At 42.2% G+C, this 16925-nt stretch carries 14 protein-coding genes; 9 read left to right on the plus strand and 5 right to left on the minus strand.

What is annotated here, in order from left to right; translation table 11 throughout:
• Positions 1–135: 135 nt before the first annotated feature.
• Positions 136–999, minus strand: coding sequence for a polyphosphate kinase 2 family protein (locus tag LCH52_16010; protein MCA0389994.1), 864 nt, complete (start codon positions 997–999; stop codon positions 136–138).
• Positions 1000–1231: 232 nt separating this feature from the next.
• On the opposite strand from LCH52_16010, the gene LCH52_16015 reads away from it, so the two are divergent.
• Both LCH52_16015 and LCH52_16020 read left to right on the plus strand, forming a co-directional pair.
• Complete coding sequence (locus tag LCH52_16015) at positions 1232–2095, plus strand: mechanosensitive ion channel (protein ID MCA0389995.1); 864 nt, start codon at positions 1232–1234, stop codon at positions 2093–2095.
• The gene (locus LCH52_16020) at positions 2082–3191 is read left to right on the plus strand and encodes a glycosyltransferase (protein MCA0389996.1); all 1110 of its coding nucleotides are present in this window, start codon (positions 2082–2084) and stop codon (positions 3189–3191) included. The genes LCH52_16015 and LCH52_16020 overlap by 14 nt, the downstream gene beginning before the upstream one ends.
• Positions 3192–3207: 16 nt before the next feature.
• Here the strand turns inward: LCH52_16020 and LCH52_16025 are convergent, their stop codons facing one another.
• Genes LCH52_16025 through LCH52_16035 form a run of 3 tightly spaced genes read right to left on the minus strand, consistent with a single transcriptional unit; the run spans position 3208 to position 4973 of the window.
• Positions 3208–4257 carry a ketoacyl-ACP synthase III gene (locus tag LCH52_16025; GenBank protein ID MCA0389997.1) on the minus strand — a complete coding sequence of 350 codons (1050 nt, stop codon included), beginning with the start codon at positions 4255–4257 and terminating at the stop codon, positions 3208–3210.
• 8 nt (positions 4258–4265) lie between these two features.
• Complete coding sequence (locus LCH52_16030; GenBank protein MCA0389998.1) at positions 4266–4502, minus strand: phosphopantetheine-binding protein; 237 nt, start codon at positions 4500–4502, stop codon at positions 4266–4268.
• Positions 4503–4505: 3 nt separating this feature from the next.
• Positions 4506–4973 carry a hypothetical protein gene (locus LCH52_16035; protein MCA0389999.1) on the minus strand — a complete coding sequence of 156 codons (468 nt, stop codon included), beginning with the start codon at positions 4971–4973 and terminating at the stop codon, positions 4506–4508.
• 338 nt (positions 4974–5311) lie between these two features.
• On the opposite strand from LCH52_16035, the gene LCH52_16040 reads away from it, so the two are divergent.
• Together LCH52_16040 and cysK are read left to right on the plus strand one after the other, a co-directional pair.
• A complete protein-coding gene (locus LCH52_16040) occupies positions 5312–6154 on the plus strand; it encodes a serine acetyltransferase (protein MCA0390000.1) in 843 nt (280 codons plus the stop codon).
• 21 nt (positions 6155–6175) lie between these two features.
• Positions 6176–7087 (plus strand): cysteine synthase A, encoded by a 912-nt coding sequence (gene cysK, locus LCH52_16045; GenBank protein MCA0390001.1) that lies wholly within the window; start codon positions 6176–6178, stop codon positions 7085–7087.
• Positions 7088–7239: 152 nt separating this feature from the next.
• Here cysK and LCH52_16050 read toward each other — a convergent pair whose 3' ends face one another.
• Positions 7240–10242, minus strand: a complete 3003-nt coding sequence (locus LCH52_16050) for an exo-alpha-sialidase (GenBank protein ID MCA0390002.1) — start codon at positions 10240–10242, stop codon at positions 7240–7242.
• Positions 10243–10460: 218 nt separating this feature from the next.
• Here LCH52_16050 and LCH52_16055 point away from each other — a divergent pair, with 218 nt between their 5' ends.
• From LCH52_16055 to LCH52_16075, 5 genes are all read left to right on the plus strand, one after another.
• Positions 10461–11567 carry a M20/M25/M40 family metallo-hydrolase gene (locus LCH52_16055; GenBank protein MCA0390003.1) on the plus strand — a complete coding sequence of 369 codons (1107 nt, stop codon included), beginning with the start codon at positions 10461–10463 and terminating at the stop codon, positions 11565–11567.
• A complete protein-coding gene (locus LCH52_16060; protein ID MCA0390004.1) occupies positions 11564–12412 on the plus strand; it encodes a cyanophycinase in 849 nt (282 codons plus the stop codon). The genes LCH52_16055 and LCH52_16060 overlap by 4 nt, the downstream gene beginning before the upstream one ends.
• A 19-nt stretch (positions 12413–12431) precedes the next feature.
• The gene (locus LCH52_16065; protein MCA0390005.1) at positions 12432–13541 is read left to right on the plus strand and encodes a T9SS type A sorting domain-containing protein; all 1110 of its coding nucleotides are present in this window, start codon (positions 12432–12434) and stop codon (positions 13539–13541) included.
• Between the two features lie 62 nt (positions 13542–13603).
• Complete coding sequence (locus tag LCH52_16070; protein ID MCA0390006.1) at positions 13604–14458, plus strand: MurR/RpiR family transcriptional regulator; 855 nt, start codon at positions 13604–13606, stop codon at positions 14456–14458.
• Positions 14459–14467: 9 nt separating this feature from the next.
• A complete protein-coding gene (locus LCH52_16075) occupies positions 14468–16924 on the plus strand; it encodes a TonB-dependent receptor (protein ID MCA0390007.1) in 2457 nt (818 codons plus the stop codon).
• Position 16925: the final 1 nt, after the last annotated feature.

The following is a 16925-nucleotide window of genomic DNA, read 5'->3' on the forward strand; positions in this document are numbered from 1 at the left end:
ATTTTGGGCATCCTTTTGACTGTTTGTGTTGGTTGTTTAATGATACACAAATTACTGAATTTTAGTAATATGCAGCGAGGATGCCCCTTATTATTTTAAATTAACTTTTTAAACATACCTTCTCATAACTAAAACCTACTCTTCCGCCATCAATGCTTCCTTGTAGGTTTGGAGGTTTGCTCTGTGTTCGTCTGAGATGATGGGGTAATGGACTTTCAGTTCTTTCAGTTTTTCGACGATAATTTCCGATATTACAAGTCTTGCAAACCATTTTTTATCAGCCGGAATAATATGCCAGGGCGCATATTTGGTGGAAGTGTTTGCGATGGCTTCCTCGTATGCTTTTTGGTATTGATCCCAGTATCCTCGTTCCTTAAGATCGGAGGAGGAGAATTTCCAGTTTTTGGCGGGATTTTCAATTCTTCCGAGGAATCTGTTTTTTTGTTCCACTTTTGATACATTAAGAAAGAATTTCAGAACTTTTATTCCATTGTCGTTTAGATATTGTTCGAAATTTCTGATTTGGCGGTATCGTTCCTTCCAGATATTGGCATTCATAACCGGATCGGGGAGTTTCTCGGCAGCCAGGAGGTTATGCACCTTCACCACCAACACTTCCTCATAGTAGGAGCGGTTGAATATGCCGATTCTTCCTCTCTCAGGGAGTGATTTGGTATATCTCCAAAGATAATCGTGGTCGAGTTCTTCAGCGGAGGGCTGTTTAAAGCTGAATACCTGAGTGCCCTGAGGATTTACTCCGCTCATTACATGTTTGATAGCGCCGTCTTTACCCGCAGCGTCCATTGCCTGGAAAAGAATAAGAAGACCCCACTTGTCGTGGGCATACATCATATCCTGCATCTCCGCCATAAGTTTGACATTAGTTTCGAGGTCGGTTTTAGCATCCTCTTTTGATTTCAATTTTGCTGTATAATTGGCGGGGTGATTGGAAAGTTTGAATTTGCCTGGACCGGTAACTCTGAACCGGTTAAGATTAATCTTCACAGAATACCTCACTTGAAAATTGTTTGTCAGGTTTATGAACACCGCTTTTCAACGGAAATGAATCACAACCTCTGTGATATTAAAAAAATTAAGACTACACGGAATTATTAAAAATATTTGAATAAAAAGCAAGTGTGTCAGTCACAAATTTTACACTTTAAAGAAATAACTCGAAAAATGGTTAAATTTATGTTTTAATTCTGAGGATTTTATTACCGGAGAAGGAATGACAGAAGCACAGCGGATAATATTTGATATCTTAAACTACAAGTTGTTTACAATAAAAAACATCAATTTTCATGTAGAGACAGTTCTCTATATTTTGGTCTTAATGATACTGGTTGTATGGGTTTCGGGAAGATTCAAGAACTGGCTCGTAAAGAGGATATTTCCCCGATTCGAGATTGAGTATGGTGTTAGCATTGCAATAGCGCAAATGCTCAGGTATCTTATAGTAACAATTGGTTTTCTGGTAATTGTTCAAAGTTCGGGAATTGACCTGAGCAGTTTTGTTGTGGTTGCTGGAGCACTTGGCATAGGTGTTGGTCTTGGTTTACAGAATGCGATAACCGAGTTTGTTGCCGGTATCATCATCATGTTCGAGCGTCCCATCAAAGTGGGAGACAGAATTGTAGTCGATGGCATCGAGGGAAGTGTAATGAAGATTGCTCCCCGTGCTACAGTGATTCAAAGTAACGATAATGTCAGTATAATTGTGCCCAACTCGAAATTTATCAGTTCCAATGTAACCAACTGGACATATTCCGACAAAAAAGTAAGGATTCACAATCCCGTAGGAGTTTCCTATGGCAGCAATCCCGAAGAGGTGGAAAGGCTGTTGATGGAAGTTGCAGAAGCCCATCCCGGCGTCTTGAAGGATCCTGCACCAAAGGTACTCTTTAAGGAATTCGGTGCAAGTTCCATCAATTTTGATTTGATGGTGTGGACCGAAGATTACATGTCTCGTGCCGGGATTCTCCGTTCAGAGATAAATTTTGCAATCTGGCAGAAATTGAAGGAGCATGGTATAGAGATACCTTTTCAGCAATTGGATGTCAGGCTTGTCGGCAGCAATATTGAAAAACAATAAACTTCTGATGCTCGCAGACCTCCGTTCTGCACACACAAAAAAATGGGCTGAAATTCTTTCAGACAACGGGTTTGAAGTTCATGTTTTCGGGCTTACTCAGGCAGGGGAGGAGTTCAGGAATGTAACACTTCACCCGGGGAATATTGCCGGAGACACAGCTTCGGCTGGTGAAACATCCATTAAAAAAGCAGGCTATTTCTTCGAGTTGAAACGGCTGAGAGATTTGATTCGAAAAATCAAACCGGACATCGTGCACGCACATTATGCTTCAAGTTACGGACTGCTTGGTGCACTCGCAGGCAGGAAGCCATTTTTTGTTTCCGTCTGGGGGAGTGATGTAGTGAGTTTTCCGAAAAAGTCACCTCTCCACAGAAAAATAATCGAGTATTCTCTTTCCCGAGCGAATCTGGTTTTTTCAACAAGTGAGTTCATGGCTGATATCACCCGAAAATACACAAATAAGGGGATAGTGATTACTCCGTTCGGTGTGGATATTTCGAAATTTTCTCCCTCCCTCAATCAAAATATGGGGAATACCGTCAGAATCGGAACAGTAAAAACCCTTTCCTCCACCTACGGACAGGAATATTTATTCCGTGCGTTTGCATCGGTTAAATCACAGTTACCCGAATATTCACTTGAACTCGAATTAACGGGTGAGGGGAGTGACAAGGAGAGGTTAACAGCTCTTGCTAACGATCTTGGGATAGGGGAGCAGACACGATTTAACGGTTATGTAATGCAGGATGCACTTTCTGCTGTGCATCAGAATCTGGATATCGAGGTTTACCCGACGGTGATTGAGGAGACTTTCGGTGTCTCAACAGTAGAAGCAATGGCATGCGGTGTACCTTGTATTGTTTCCAAAACCGGCGGACTCCAGCATCTGGTAGAGGATGGTATCTCGGGATTCCTCACACCGGTAATGGACCATAAAGCCCTTGCTGACATTCTGGTTAAGCTTGTTGTTGATCATAAGTTGAGAGAAAATGCGGGACGGGCAGCCCGAAAACGAGTGGAGGACAACTACGATATCCGAAAGAATGCTGAAATAATGATTGAAGCATACCAAAGAGTACTAAACAAGGGGGACTGAATCCTGCTGTGAAGCGTTAAATAAATACCGGTTCTGACAATTTTATCCCTGAAATGTCCGTAAGGCATGAAGCACACGACAAGCCTGTTCCGAAACCACTCATAAATACCTTCGATTTTCCCTGTTCTATTTCCTTCCTGACCTGTGTAATGGCGGTAAGGGGTATTGAAACAGATGAAGTGTTGCCGTAATCTTTCAGGGAAAGAGGCATTTTCTCTTCGTTTATGCCGAGTTTTTTGGCAATGATTCGGTTTATCATCAGGTTTGCCTGATGAAAGAGAAAGAAGTCTACTTCATCTTTGTTAATCTTAAAGTTCCAGATGAAATCGTTGATTACCCTGGGAACGAGTGAAATTGAAAAATTAAAGATGTCCATTCCACTAAGAAAAAGCTCCGTTTCCTTAACAGCAGAACCTTTAGGATGTGGTTTTTCGATGAAGGAGTCGGGAGTTACGGGATTTCTTGCTCCGCCACCCCGAATGATAATAGAGTCGTATCCGCTCCCGTCAGTGTTCAATGCCCAAAGACTTTCCCTGTTCTCACAGAATTCAAGAAGTGTCGCTGAACCGGCATCACCAAAAATTGTCCGTGTCGTACGGTCGCTTTTTGATATCCGGTGTGAAAGGACATCACCCGACAGGACAAGCGCCCTTTTTGCTTTCCCGTTTTGGAGAATGGAGGAAGCGACAAAAAGTGCATACACAAAACCTGAACAGCCCATATTCATATCGAAACAGATTGTTGAAGTGCTCAGTCCAAGTTTGTTTTGTAAAATTGCGGAGGTGAAGGGAATGATGTAGTCGGGTGTTTGAGTCTGAAAGATCAGGAGGTCGATGCTCTCTCTTTGAATATTGTTGTCAGCTAAAAGTTTTTCTGCTGCTGCGAAGCAAAGGTCGGATGCACAGATTTCAGGAGGGGCGATATATTTTGTCTCAATTCCGGTGGTTGATACAAGTTTTGCGTTTACTTCCGCCCCGAAAGGAAGGTCAAAGTTGCTTTCCCTCGACTGCGGAAGTGCCACAGCCATCGCGGAAATTTTCACATCATTAATAGTGCAGAAAGCCATTTATTACACTATTGTTTTAGCCGGGAGATCAGATTGTAAACATCACTGATTTTATCGCAGGCGATAAAATCGTTAGCCTTGATAGTAACATCGTATTCGGCATCGATCATTGCGAGTACCGAGAGTGCTGCGAGTGAGTCCCACCCGGGAATTACCACCCTGAATTCAGAATCCGAAGCCAACGACCCTGGTTCGGCACTCTCTACAGCAGATTCAAAATTTTTAATAAACTCTTCAATGTTCATATATTATTCCAGAATGTCGATAATTTTTTGCTTTATTTTAATTTCCTTGCCTGTGTACGGAAGAATTATGCTCTCCACCCTTTTGTCTGAAGCGATTTTTCTGACTTTTTCAACGAGTCTGAAGGTGAGCAGTTCAGATTCAAAATGACCTTTTGTTGCACAATCAGGGTCGACAGCAATGTGGAGAATATGGCATTTGTCGTTAAAAAACTTGTAACAGATGACACCGAGAAGAGCGGCATCGCTTTTTTCACTGTCGAGGGCAAAAAGCGATTCAGTTTCATTATTCTCAAATTGAAGTTTAAGATAATCCTTTTCTTCGATAATGCTTATTAATCCGTCAGATTCGATGGTTTGTTGGATTTTATCGAGATGAAATGACTGGTTCAGATTGAAGAAAAAAATCCTTTCAAGCTCTTTCCGGTGGAGCGCTGAAAGTTTGTTCTTAAATGCGATTGTGTGATAACTCATTTTAGTATCATTCTAACTGAGAAAATAACGATTTCAAACATACGATTTTTTTTGATGGAATCAATATTTAGATAAATTTGACAGGACCTCAAAAAGAAAAAAGAAAAAAGGAGATTTTGGGAACCCGTATTTCGATTCCTGTGTTTATATTTTATAATGATAAAAGAATTTTACCCCATTCATCCTGAAGCACTTACCGGTGTCTTCACCCGTTCCGCCTGCAACTGTTGTTGCTGTCTCTGTTGTTGTTGCGGCTGCTAAGCCACAACGGCACCATCTCCCATTTAAAATAAAAAATTCTACAATAAATTGCCTTCAAGGCATATATCGAGCAACAAATGAACAAAGCGATTCGAGAGTTTGCCTCTCAAGTGATAAAAAAATATGAAGATCATCAATGCATGCTGCCGCTTAAGGATGAGAGCAGAAAATTCATTGACAAATTTTTAAAGCTGGCTTTCCCCCAATACTCCGAAAAATCATTCGAGAAAATTGAGGAGATAGAATCGGCTGCCATACTTTTGATGTATGATTTAAAGAAGCTTGTCGGGTCAGTGATTGAAGATAAAAGGGAGGTCGATCAGACCGTCGATCAGTTTGCATCGGAGCTGCCCCAAATCATAAGAAAACTGGACAAGGATGCAGAAGCCATATTTAACGGTGATCCTGCTGCAAAAAATCAGGATGAGGTCATTCTGGCGTATCCCGGCTTTTTTGCCATTACTATCTACAGGCTGTCCCACGAACTTTACCTTTTGGGCGTGCCTGTAATTCCGAGAATACTTTCCGAGTATGCACACGAGAGGTCGGGAATAGACATTCATCCGGGTGCCGAGATAGGAGAGTCATTCTGCATCGATCACGGTACCGGAATTGTAATCGGTGAGACTACTGTAATTGGCTCCCGTGTCAAAATTTATCAAGGTGTTACACTTGGTGCTGTCAGTGTTGATAAATCACTCGCAAGCCAAAAGAGGCATCCGACCATAGAGGACGATGTAATTATCTATGCGCAGGCGGTAATTCTTGGCGGAGAAACTGTTATTGGCAGAAACAGTGTTGTGGGTGGTAACGCATGGGTTACTGAGAGCGTCCCGCCTGATTCTGTCGTTCTTCACAAAAGTGAAGTAAGACTTAAATATAACGGGAAGCACGATCCCGTTCTTGATTTTGTAATTTAACTGTAAATAATGGAGAATAAAATGAGATATAATAATATTCTTGAGACAATTGGCAACACACCTCATGTAAAACTGAATAAATTATTCGGAAGTGATCATGAAGTCTGGATAAAACTTGAAAAAGCGAATCCAGGCGGCAGCATCAAAGACAGAATTGCTCTTGCAATGATAGAGAATGCAGAAAAAAGGAGATTCCTGAAAAAGGGAAGTGTAATAATTGAGCCCACTTCGGGAAACACGGGAATCGGACTCGCAATGGTAGCTACAGTAAAAGGTTACGAACTTGTGCTGGTCATGCCAGAATCGATGTCGATTGAGAGAAGAAAAATCATGTCGGCTTATGGTGCAAAATTTGAACTAACTCCCAGAGAGAAGGGGATGACGGGTGCAATCGAGAAAGCGAAAGAACTCGTAGCTGCCAATCCAAATGCATGGATGCCACAGCAATTTGAAAATGAAGCAAACAGCGAAATTCACAGAAAAACCACTGCCCTCGAGATACTGAATGATTTTCCGGAAGGATTGGATTACATAATCACAGGAGTGGGAACGGGAGGTCACATAACAGGCGTAGCTGAAATACTGAAAGAGAAATACCCGAATCTCAGGGTATATGCAGTTGAACCCGAACTTTCACCCGTTCTTTCAGGCGGGAAACCATCACCTCACCCGCTTCAGGGAATTGGTGCCGGATTTGTACCTGCTATCCTTAATTTCCCGATTCTTGATGGAGTTATTCAGGTCGGTAAAGATGAAGCGTACACATTTGCCCAACGCTCCGCCTCAGAGGAGGGGCTCTTTATTGGTGTCTCCTCCGGTGCTTCACTGGCAGCGGTTGCGAAAAAACTTCCCGAAATTCCTGCCGGCTCGAAAATCCTGACATTCAACTATGATACAGGTGAAAGATACCTTTCGATTGAAGGACTTTTTTAGTTATTAGTTGTGATTTATGAATTATGAGTTTTTGAAGGCCGAAAGTTAGAGGGCTGAATAAATGAAGTATGAAGTTTGAAGGCTGAATTCAAATCAGAACCCGGAACTGCATTTTCTGCGGTTCCGGAGTTCTGAGGTTCTGAAGCTCTTTCCTACTTCAGGAGAAGCATTTTACGGGTTTGAGTGAATTTTTCTGATTCAAGCCTGTAAAAATATACACCGCTTGCAAGTTTGCCTGCGTCAAATGATACCGAATGTTTACCGGGGCTCAACTCTTCATTTAAAAGAGTTTTTACCAGAGCACCGGTGTTATCATATATTTTTAATGATACCCGTGCATTTTCAGGTATACTGAAGTTGATTTTTGTATTCGGGTTGAAGGGATTCGGATAGTTTTGGGATAACTCATACTCGTTCGGGATTTCTGTGCCAGGTTCTTTTACAGAGACAGGATTAGGATTGTATTTTGCTCCCATTCTGGAAAAGATGGTATCTACATTTGCTTTTGTGACATTGATTGAGTTGAGAGGAGAATTTCCTCTTCCGACAATTATAGCGGTGTGCCAGGTAAGTGTCGTTTGATCGTTTAAGAGAACAGGGTAGCTAGCAACAGTAGTTCTCTGATCAACCCCCGTATTGTTTATCCATCCTCTGTTCAAGACAGGATCACCCGAGTAGACAAAAAGCGGATTGATTTTAGTGCAGTCAACACCTCCTCTTACATCACCGAATGTCCAGGTGCAAGGGTCGAAATATTGCCCGACTTTGTCTTTGCCCGTATGGTAGTTTCTTACTTCCGCAGGAGTATTTGGATCACCATGCGTCGGGTGCGACTGCATATAGTGTTGAGACACATTCATTCCACTGTTTATTGCACCGGGGAAAAGGAGATTTTCAAATGGTTTTCCCAATGGAAGCATAGCGGTATCAAGCGGGATATCGATACCGTTCTCATAAGTGCCATTGTTGTTGATATCTGTAAAACTGACTCCTGGGATGTAGACCGGATTTCCAAAAAGCATCGAATTGTAGATAGCAGGTGGATTATCTCCAAATAAGGGATCTGCAAATTCGTTGTAACACACCACGGAATTTCTTAAAGTATCGGTAGCTGCCAGGTCGTCATTCGCCTCACCGAGGTCGGGATCACTTTGAATTCCGAGAATAAAGTCAACTATCTCAGGTGACAGGTTCCCTTTTTTAACTATTTCATATCTGATAAATACCGCATCTCTCATTGCAGGGGCATCCGAATTCGGGAACGCATACAGGGTTTGTCTGACTTCGATTCCCTTGGGTTCCTCCAAAAATCTTCTTGTAGCTGAGGGTACACCGTCATTAAAAACGGTGAAATAAGAAACCTCTCCCAGTATCTCCGGCATATCTTCATCCGGATCCCATCTTCCGTTTTGATTCAAATCGACAGGATCATATATATTATTGTTGTTTCCGTCCCAGTATTTTGCACCGAGTGAAACAGCCCCTTTCCATCTTTGCCATGAAGTACCAAATGCGGTATCGGTAAGTGCTACCCTGTATATTCCATTTCTGGGATCGTTTGCAGGATAACCAACCAGACCGGCTCTAAAATCCAGAATCCTTGAAGCACTAAATTCACCTGCAGCCCAAACATTTGATCCGGTAAAGCCCGAGAGAAGGAACCCGTGAGAGAAAACAGTTAACACTGAATCATATTTGAGTCCGCCTCCCGATGGAGTTGAAACATCTGCAATATTACCATTGTAGTCGAACGGAACAATCAGGCGTCCTGTTTTCAATTCTGCACTGCTTGGGAGGTCACTGTAAGGACACGCTATTATATTTTGTGCAGTGGTTGAAGTACCAAAAGCATTTTGTACAGAGACAGAATATCTTAGCAGATCACCCTCTTGAGCAACTTTTATGAAATTTCCAAATATCTTGTCTCCCGGCAACGAGTCATTGTGGTTCCCGTCATCGAAAAGCTGAAGGTCGTAGGGGATATCATTAAGGTAACCAGTTAATTTTGCCTCTGTGACGGGGGATTCCGAACCGGCAAAAACTTTAATTTTAATCGTATCTCCGGCAGTTACGGAAGCGGAATTTGCCTCATAGTCGTAAATAACGGGTGGAGTTGAATTATCCTGGAGTCCAAGTGCATTTGTCCAGAACAATTTTTGAGCACCTTGAGGGTTGTTCCTGTCACTAGAAAATGTGATGAAGGGTTTGACGGATTGTGAATTGAGGTTCAGGTTCGCATCAACACCGGGATATTTTGTAACCTGAACCGGGTTTCCCCATGTTGCACCCTCGTCGCTGCTTTTGGAGTAAAAGATATTGGTGCGGGAGTATTTCCCAAAAACTTTTACTGTCTTTGAAAAGAAGATGTAAATATCGTTGTTTGAGTCTCTGAACAAACGGGGGAGAGCAAGAGATGCCGAGGTATCTTCGTGTACTATGACAGTATCCTGCCAGGTATTTGTGGAAATGTACTTTACAAAAAAGATTCTTTTACTTGATGTGGCTGCAGTTTGCTGAGCCGCCATATAGAAACTGCCATTTCCGATACTCAAAAGAGACGGATTCATGAACAGCGAAAATCCCAAGGATACATAGTTTTGCCAGCTGGTACCATTATCCGTACTTCTGACGGTACCCGTGAGACTTGTAGAGTTGGAGCTTGTCAGGATGAGTCTCCCTTCACCCAGGTGGACAACTGAGAATATTCTGTATGCCTGACTTGTGAAAGTACCATTCGCTATCGTCATCCGAATGTTTGGAGTCCAGGTAACTCCACCGTCATCGGAATACTTGTAGATTGTATGCCTGCTTGATCCCGTCTTGATGAAAAGAAGCAATCTGTTGTTGTTTCCTTTAATGAGATGTGCTCCACGCCACGCATCTTCAATACTCCCGTTTATGACAGTATCAAAAACGGTTTCTTCATTCTGCCACTGATTACCTCCGTCTGTACTTTTCCGCATAAAAAACCGGATTCTGCCGGTTGTTTCGAATTTCGACCAGAGGGCGTACATTTCGTTATTACCAAAGTCAACAACTTCTCCATGAAGATGTTTGAAGTTATCATCAGGAAAAGGAGTGTTGAATAAAGTGCTTTGTGGATATGCCATGCTTGTAAAGAGGCAAAGCAATATTCCGGTAAACATCAGTTTCATGTTTAAACCTGCCAATTTGATGGTTCTGTGCCTTAATTAGAGAATCAAGTATTATTTTTTTCTATCTTTAATTTAATAAAATAATTCGAATTAATAATGATCAAGTATTTTTCAAAAAATTTCAGTTTAATGGAAAAAATTATTCCAAACCTCTTGACTGTGAAATATTTATTTCGTAACTTGAAATAAACATTACAATCTTTCCTAAAAATGAAACAATGATTACAATAGACAAAAACAGACTGATCGAGATATTTACGACACTCGTAAAAATTGATGCATTATCTCAAAACGAGAAGGCAGTTGCCGATTTTGTAAGAGAATTTCTCACCGGCAAGCAGGTTGTGATTTCCGAAGACAATTCCAGAAGCGCTACGGGCAGCAACACCGGCAATATTATAATAAAGCGGGGCAAGGGGGGGAAGATGATGCTGACCTCTCACATGGACACAGCACGAACAACGGCAGGAATAAAAGTTGTTATTGATGAGAAAACAGGAAAGATTTCTTCCGATGGAAAAACGATACTGGGTGCTGATAACCGTCAGGGGATGGCTATTCTTCTTTATTTATTGGAAATAGCTGAAAACAACTCTGAAATTGATGATTTTACCGTGGTTTTCACGACATGTGAAGAGACCACTCTCGGTGGTTCGAAAAATCTGCAGGTTCCGAAGTGGGTGGAGGCAGGTCTCGTATTCGATTCATCACATCTCCCCGGAAAGTTTGTTTTCAGAGCTCCGGGTTCCAAAACTTTTACTATTGAAATCTTTGGAAAGGCTTCTCATTCAGGAATAGCCCCCGAAGCCGGTATTAATGCCATAGCCATTGCAGCCGCCGCCATTTCAAAACTGAAACAGGGACGGCTGGATGAGGACACCACAATGAACATCGGTATAATCTCCGGTGGTACTGCGGTAAATGTTGTACCGGAGAAGGTTGTTCTGACCGGTGAAGTCCGTTCCTTTAAGCCCGACCGCCTTGAAGAAGAACTTGAGAGGGTGTTGGATACTTTTGGTACGGAAGTTTTTAATGCCGGAGCAACCATCAAGATTGACACTTATGAAGATTTTACTCCCTACGAACTTTCACCCGATCACCTTGCTTACAAAATGATCTACAAGGCGATTGAAGAATCGGGGATGGAAGCAAAACCGGTAATCTCATTTGGGGGAAGTGATGCCAATTCATTCAACGGACTTGGTATTCCTTCGGTTAATATCGGAATTGGAGCTCAAAATCCTCATGCAAATGATGAATTTGTATTGATGGACGATTTTATTGCAGCCGCAAAAATTGGATTAAATCTGGTGAGAAAAAAATGAAAAAATTATTTATTTTAAGTGTGTTATTCAGTTTCGTTCTTTTTCCGCAACCGAAAGGAAAACTCCTCATAATTGGCGGGGGATCGCGTCCTGAATATATGATGAAGAAATTTATTGAACTTGCCGGTGGATATGATGCAAAAATCGTGATAGTACCGAATGCAAGTTCTGTTCCCAAGGATGAAGCCTGGGATCACAGTACCGAATTTGTGAAGCTTGGATGTAAAAATGTGAAGGCTCTTTATTTTGGGAGAGCTGAAGTTGATTCTCCTCAGAATCTTGCAGAACTTGACGGAGTAACCGGAGTCTTTTTCTCAGGTGGTGATCAGGCAAAACTTTTCAAAGAAGTGGGTAAGAGCAAATTTTTTGACAAGATAAAAGCTATTTATAACAATGGTGGAATAATCGGTGGCACCTCCGCAGGGGCAGCCGTAATGAGTAAAGTAATGATAACGGGTGAGGAATTGTTAGTGAAAGACTCAACACTGAGTTTTTTCACGGTTCACGCTAAAAATGTTGAAACGACAGAGGGCTTCGGCTTTTTGACAGATGTAATTATCGACCAGCATTTCCTCGTAAGAAAGAGACAGAACAGGCTTATTACCACAACGATAGAACACAATCTTCCAGGAATCGGAATTGATGAATCAACAGCAATTCTGGTTGACAAGGGGAGATATTTTACAGTGGTGGGCGAGAGCGGGGTTCTTGTAATCGATCCGACAAAAGGTAAAAGAAAAAAAGACAATAAAAACGGAATGGTTTCAGCCACTGATATCACGATGCATCTATTGATGGATGGTGACAGATATGACATGAAGACCAGAAAAGTTTTATCTAAATAACATAATAATGGAGTTACCCATGAAAAAAACATTACTTTTTTCTGCTTTTTTAGTTGCAATCATGCTTTTTGATGTTGCAGCACAGAATGCCGTTTACCAGTCAGGAAAGATCGAACTTACCCTCCGTACCTACGGAAGAGTGAGAATCGGTATGATGAACAACGGTGCATATGTCCGTCAGTTGGATCGTGCATCATTGCTTTATAACATGCAGGACACCGCCACCTTTGATTATCTCGAAGATGCTGATGACGAAATACTTCCCGATACAGTAGATAACCCAACCTGGGGAGATGTGGAACTCACTTCGAGGATAAACAGTGACTATTCAAATCAATCACCACTTCTGAAGGCTGATATTCACCTTTACGGCTGGGCAAACAAAGGCTATGCCATTGTTAAATATGTAGTAAAAAGTCAGGAAACTGCCGCTTATCAGGGAAGATTCGGTCTTGAAATGATTCCTCAGGTGGAAGGTGCGTATGGAAACGAAATAATGACCTACGACCCCGCAAAATGGCTTTTCAGTTTCAGCAAGACCAATTATTTCGGTTTGAAAATATTAAACCTTCAGGTACCTTCAGCCCACAACTTCGAATGGTATGAAGGATACAATGTTGATACCTCGCTTACCAGATGGATGACAGACGGTCAATACGAAAACTTCCATTGGGCAGGTATTGACGGTGGAACAGCAGTTTTTGGAACCTCTCCTGTTGCAACAAATCCAAATGATTCAACCATTATGTACATAGCGATTGCTGTCGGACTCGATTCCTTGGAGATGAATGCAAACATCGACTCCGCAACTGCAAAATACAACCAGTTGACAGGCATTTTGGATGAAACTCCTGTTGCTTCAATCACTGATTACAAGATGTATCAGAACTATCCAAATCCTTTCAATCCATCGACGAAGATAGTTTTTGATGTACCACAGGCATCGAATGTAAATCTTTCAGTATATGATCTCCTTGGTAATAAGGTGGCAGAACTTGTAAACGGATATCAGAATGCCGGCAGACAGTCGGTCAATTTTGATGCCTCAAAACTTTCAAGTGGAGTTTATTTCTACACTTTGAGAGCAGGGGCAACCGTTATAACAAACAAAATGATTTTAAGCAAGTAAAGAGTGACGAGCGAAGAGTGGCGGGATCCCGATCCCGTCACTTTCTCCTCCGAACAAAGACTATGCGTTACCGCCAGTTAAAAGAGCTGATAGAGGAGAGGTATAACTCTCTGCCGAAGAATCAGAAGAAAATCGCCGACTTTTTTCTGATTAACTTTGACCGGATACCATTTTTGAGCGTACAGGAGATATCCGGGAGTTCTCATGTCTCCGTTGCCTCGATAGTAAGATTTGCCCAAAATCTTGGTTTTTCGGGTTTTTCAGAGATAAGAGATGAAATATCGGAACTTCTACAGACAGAAATCAACAGCAACAAAGACCTCTTTCCACTGATAGAGATGGAAGACGGTGATAAAAACACCCTGACAGAGGTAGCCAACCTCGACATAAAAAACATCAACGAAACACTTCATTTGATAGACCGGGAGAAATTCTCATCGGCTGTTTCGCTCCTTTCGGGTGCTGATGAAGTTTTTACGGCAGGTATGGGAATATCTTATCTTCTGGCTGAAGTGTTGGGTTATCAGCTCACACAGATCGGAATTAAAGCCCGCAATTTCAGAAATGGCTGGGCTTCATTTCAGGAAGAGAGCCTTTTTATATCACAAAAAGGTGTACTGATTGTTTTCTCCTTCCCTCCATACTCCGTCGAAACAATTGATCTTGCAAAATCCGCAAAAATGCGGGGCATCAAGGTTATTTCGATTACAAACAAATCGACCTCACCAGCAGCAATGTATTCCGATATTTCACTTACCGTAAGATCGGAAAATATGCTTTACACCAATTCTTTCGCAGCCATTTCTGTCCTTATTAACGCTCTTACCACAGAAGCTGCAAGGCTTAACAAAAAAAGAGCCAAGGACTGGTTGCTTAAACTTAATGAAATTGAACAAGGCCGCCTCATCAACCAATAAGAGGAAATCATGAAAAGATTTATTCTTTTTCTATTGTTTATAGTCCCTGTCGCACAAGCCGGAATCACCGGTAAGCTGGCAGGAAGGGTTACGGACGCCATCACCGGTGAGCCGTTGATCGCAGCCACCATCGTAATAGAGGGAACAAAACTCGGAGCCTCGACCGATACGGACGGCAGATTTGTGATCCTGAATGTTCCTCCGGGAGTTTACAGGATAAAAATCACCTATGTCGGGTATGAGCATCTTACCTTCGAGGGAGTAAAGATTGTGGTTGATCAGACCACAACCATCGACTTCAAATTGAAACCTGTCTCCATGACAACTGACGAAGTGGTTGTTACCGCGAACACTCCTCTTATCCAAAAAGATCTGACAAGTTCCATCTCCGTGGTTGGACGGGACGAAATTGAATTGTTACCCGTCGGCAATTTTAGTGATCTGCTCGCACTGCAGGCAGGTGTGGTGGGAAGCGGAAACAATCTTCATATCAGAGGCGGGAGATCAAACGAAGTTGCATACATGATTGATGGCATGTATGTTACTGATCCGTTACTTGGTGGTCTGGCGACCCAAATCAATAATGATGCGATACAGGAGATGAGCCTTCTTTCAGGAACATTTAACGCGGAATACGGGAATGCACTCAGCGGAGTTGTAAACATTGTTACCCGGGATGGTGCTGACAAGTTTTCAGGAAAGCTGGAAGTGCGGTCTTCCAATTTTGGGGTTGAAAGATATTCAAAATTGAACGAATTGAGGATAAGCGGAAGTCTTGAAGGGGCTATAATTCCAAACGCACTTAGATTTTTCCTTTCAGGCGAGCAGTTGAATGAAGGAAGTTATCTTCCATTTGGATATAACAATGCCCAGTCATTTTTCACGAAACTGACTCTGACAGCAATTCCACAGTTCAGGTTGACAATCTCGAACAGAGGCAGCAGGGGGTTGAGACAGAGCTACAATCACGACTATAAATATATACCGGAGCAGTATTTAAAGAGACGGACCGACAGTTGGCAATCTGCATTGACTGCCACACATACTGTCAGCCAGTCATTGTTCTACGACATAAGATTCTCGTACTTCAATCAGGGATTTTATTCCGGACTTGACAAAGATACTTCGCAGTATCTCCCTGTAAGTTCAAGGGTTTATCAGTCAAATACAGGAAACGGTTTTGAGTTTTATGCACTTGCTGATCCGACCGTGCTTACGGACAGCAGGACGACCACACTTGATTTTAAAGGTGATGCGGTCTGGCAGATAAATAATAATAATGAAGTGAAGTTTGGTGCCCAGTTCAAGACTCATAACCTGATGCTCTACAGTATCGAGGACCCAAAGAGAAATTTCCCATATAAAAACAATTATACAACATCGCCCTTCGAGATTGCCACTTATGTACAGGACAAAATTGAACTTGCATATCTTGTCATCAACCTCGGACTCCGTTATGATTTTATGAATGCAAATGTGGAATTCAGGGCTAATCCTCTTGATCCTGCTTCGGTTGTAAAAGTTAAATCGCGTTCGCAGTTCAGTCCAAGAATAGGTATTGCCCATCCTATTTCCGATAAAACAAAGCTCCACTTCGCATACGGGCACTTCTTCCAGAATCCTGAGTATCAGTTCCTGTTCCAAAACAAACAATACGATATTCAGGTGAGAGAGCCGCTGTTTGGTCAGCCTGATCTGGATGCTCAACGCACCATTGCTTATGAAGTGGGTGTTTCGCATCAGTTCTCTGACCGGGCTGCCGTTTCAGTAACTGCATATTATAAAGATGTGACCGGATTGATTGGAACCCGCTACTTCTTCCCGTTTACCGAGGGAAGATATGTCGGTTATACCCTGTATGTGAACGAGGATTATGCCAATATGAAAGGTTTTGAAGTAAATCTTGACATCAGACCCGACAAATACTTCTCGGGCGGCTTGACTTACACATATTCAGTTGCAAAGGGAAGTGCTTCCTCAGAAACTGAGCAGTACCCCGGCACTTCTGAATCCACCCTCTTATATTATCTGGATTTCGATAAAACGCATGTAATTAACGGAACAGCATCATTCACCATACCGAATGGTGAAGGTCCAAAGGTGTTTGGATCACCCTGGTTTGAGAATATGGATTTCTCATTCATCTTTTCCTGGTCCTCTGGTTATCCATACACACCTTCAGGGAGAGATGTCGGTTTTGTTGTGAAGAATTCACTCAGACAGCCATCAACCTGGTCGATGGATCTGCTTATTGGAAAGGATGTGACGATATTCAATAATATCCGCCTTCGTCTTTTTGCCGAGATTCTTAATCTGACAGATAACAGGAACATCGTTTATGTTTATCCCGATACAGGGGAGCCCGACTTCACATATGTTGGTGGTCACTCGAAAGAATATATGGAAGATCCTTCAAACTACGGGGCACCGAGGCGAATCCGTCTTGGGGCGACTTTAAGATTTTAAC

The sequence above is a fragment of the Bacteroidota bacterium genome, assembly GCA_020161395.1.
Lineage (GTDB): Bacteria > Bacteroidota > Ignavibacteria > Ignavibacteriales > Ignavibacteriaceae > UTCHB3.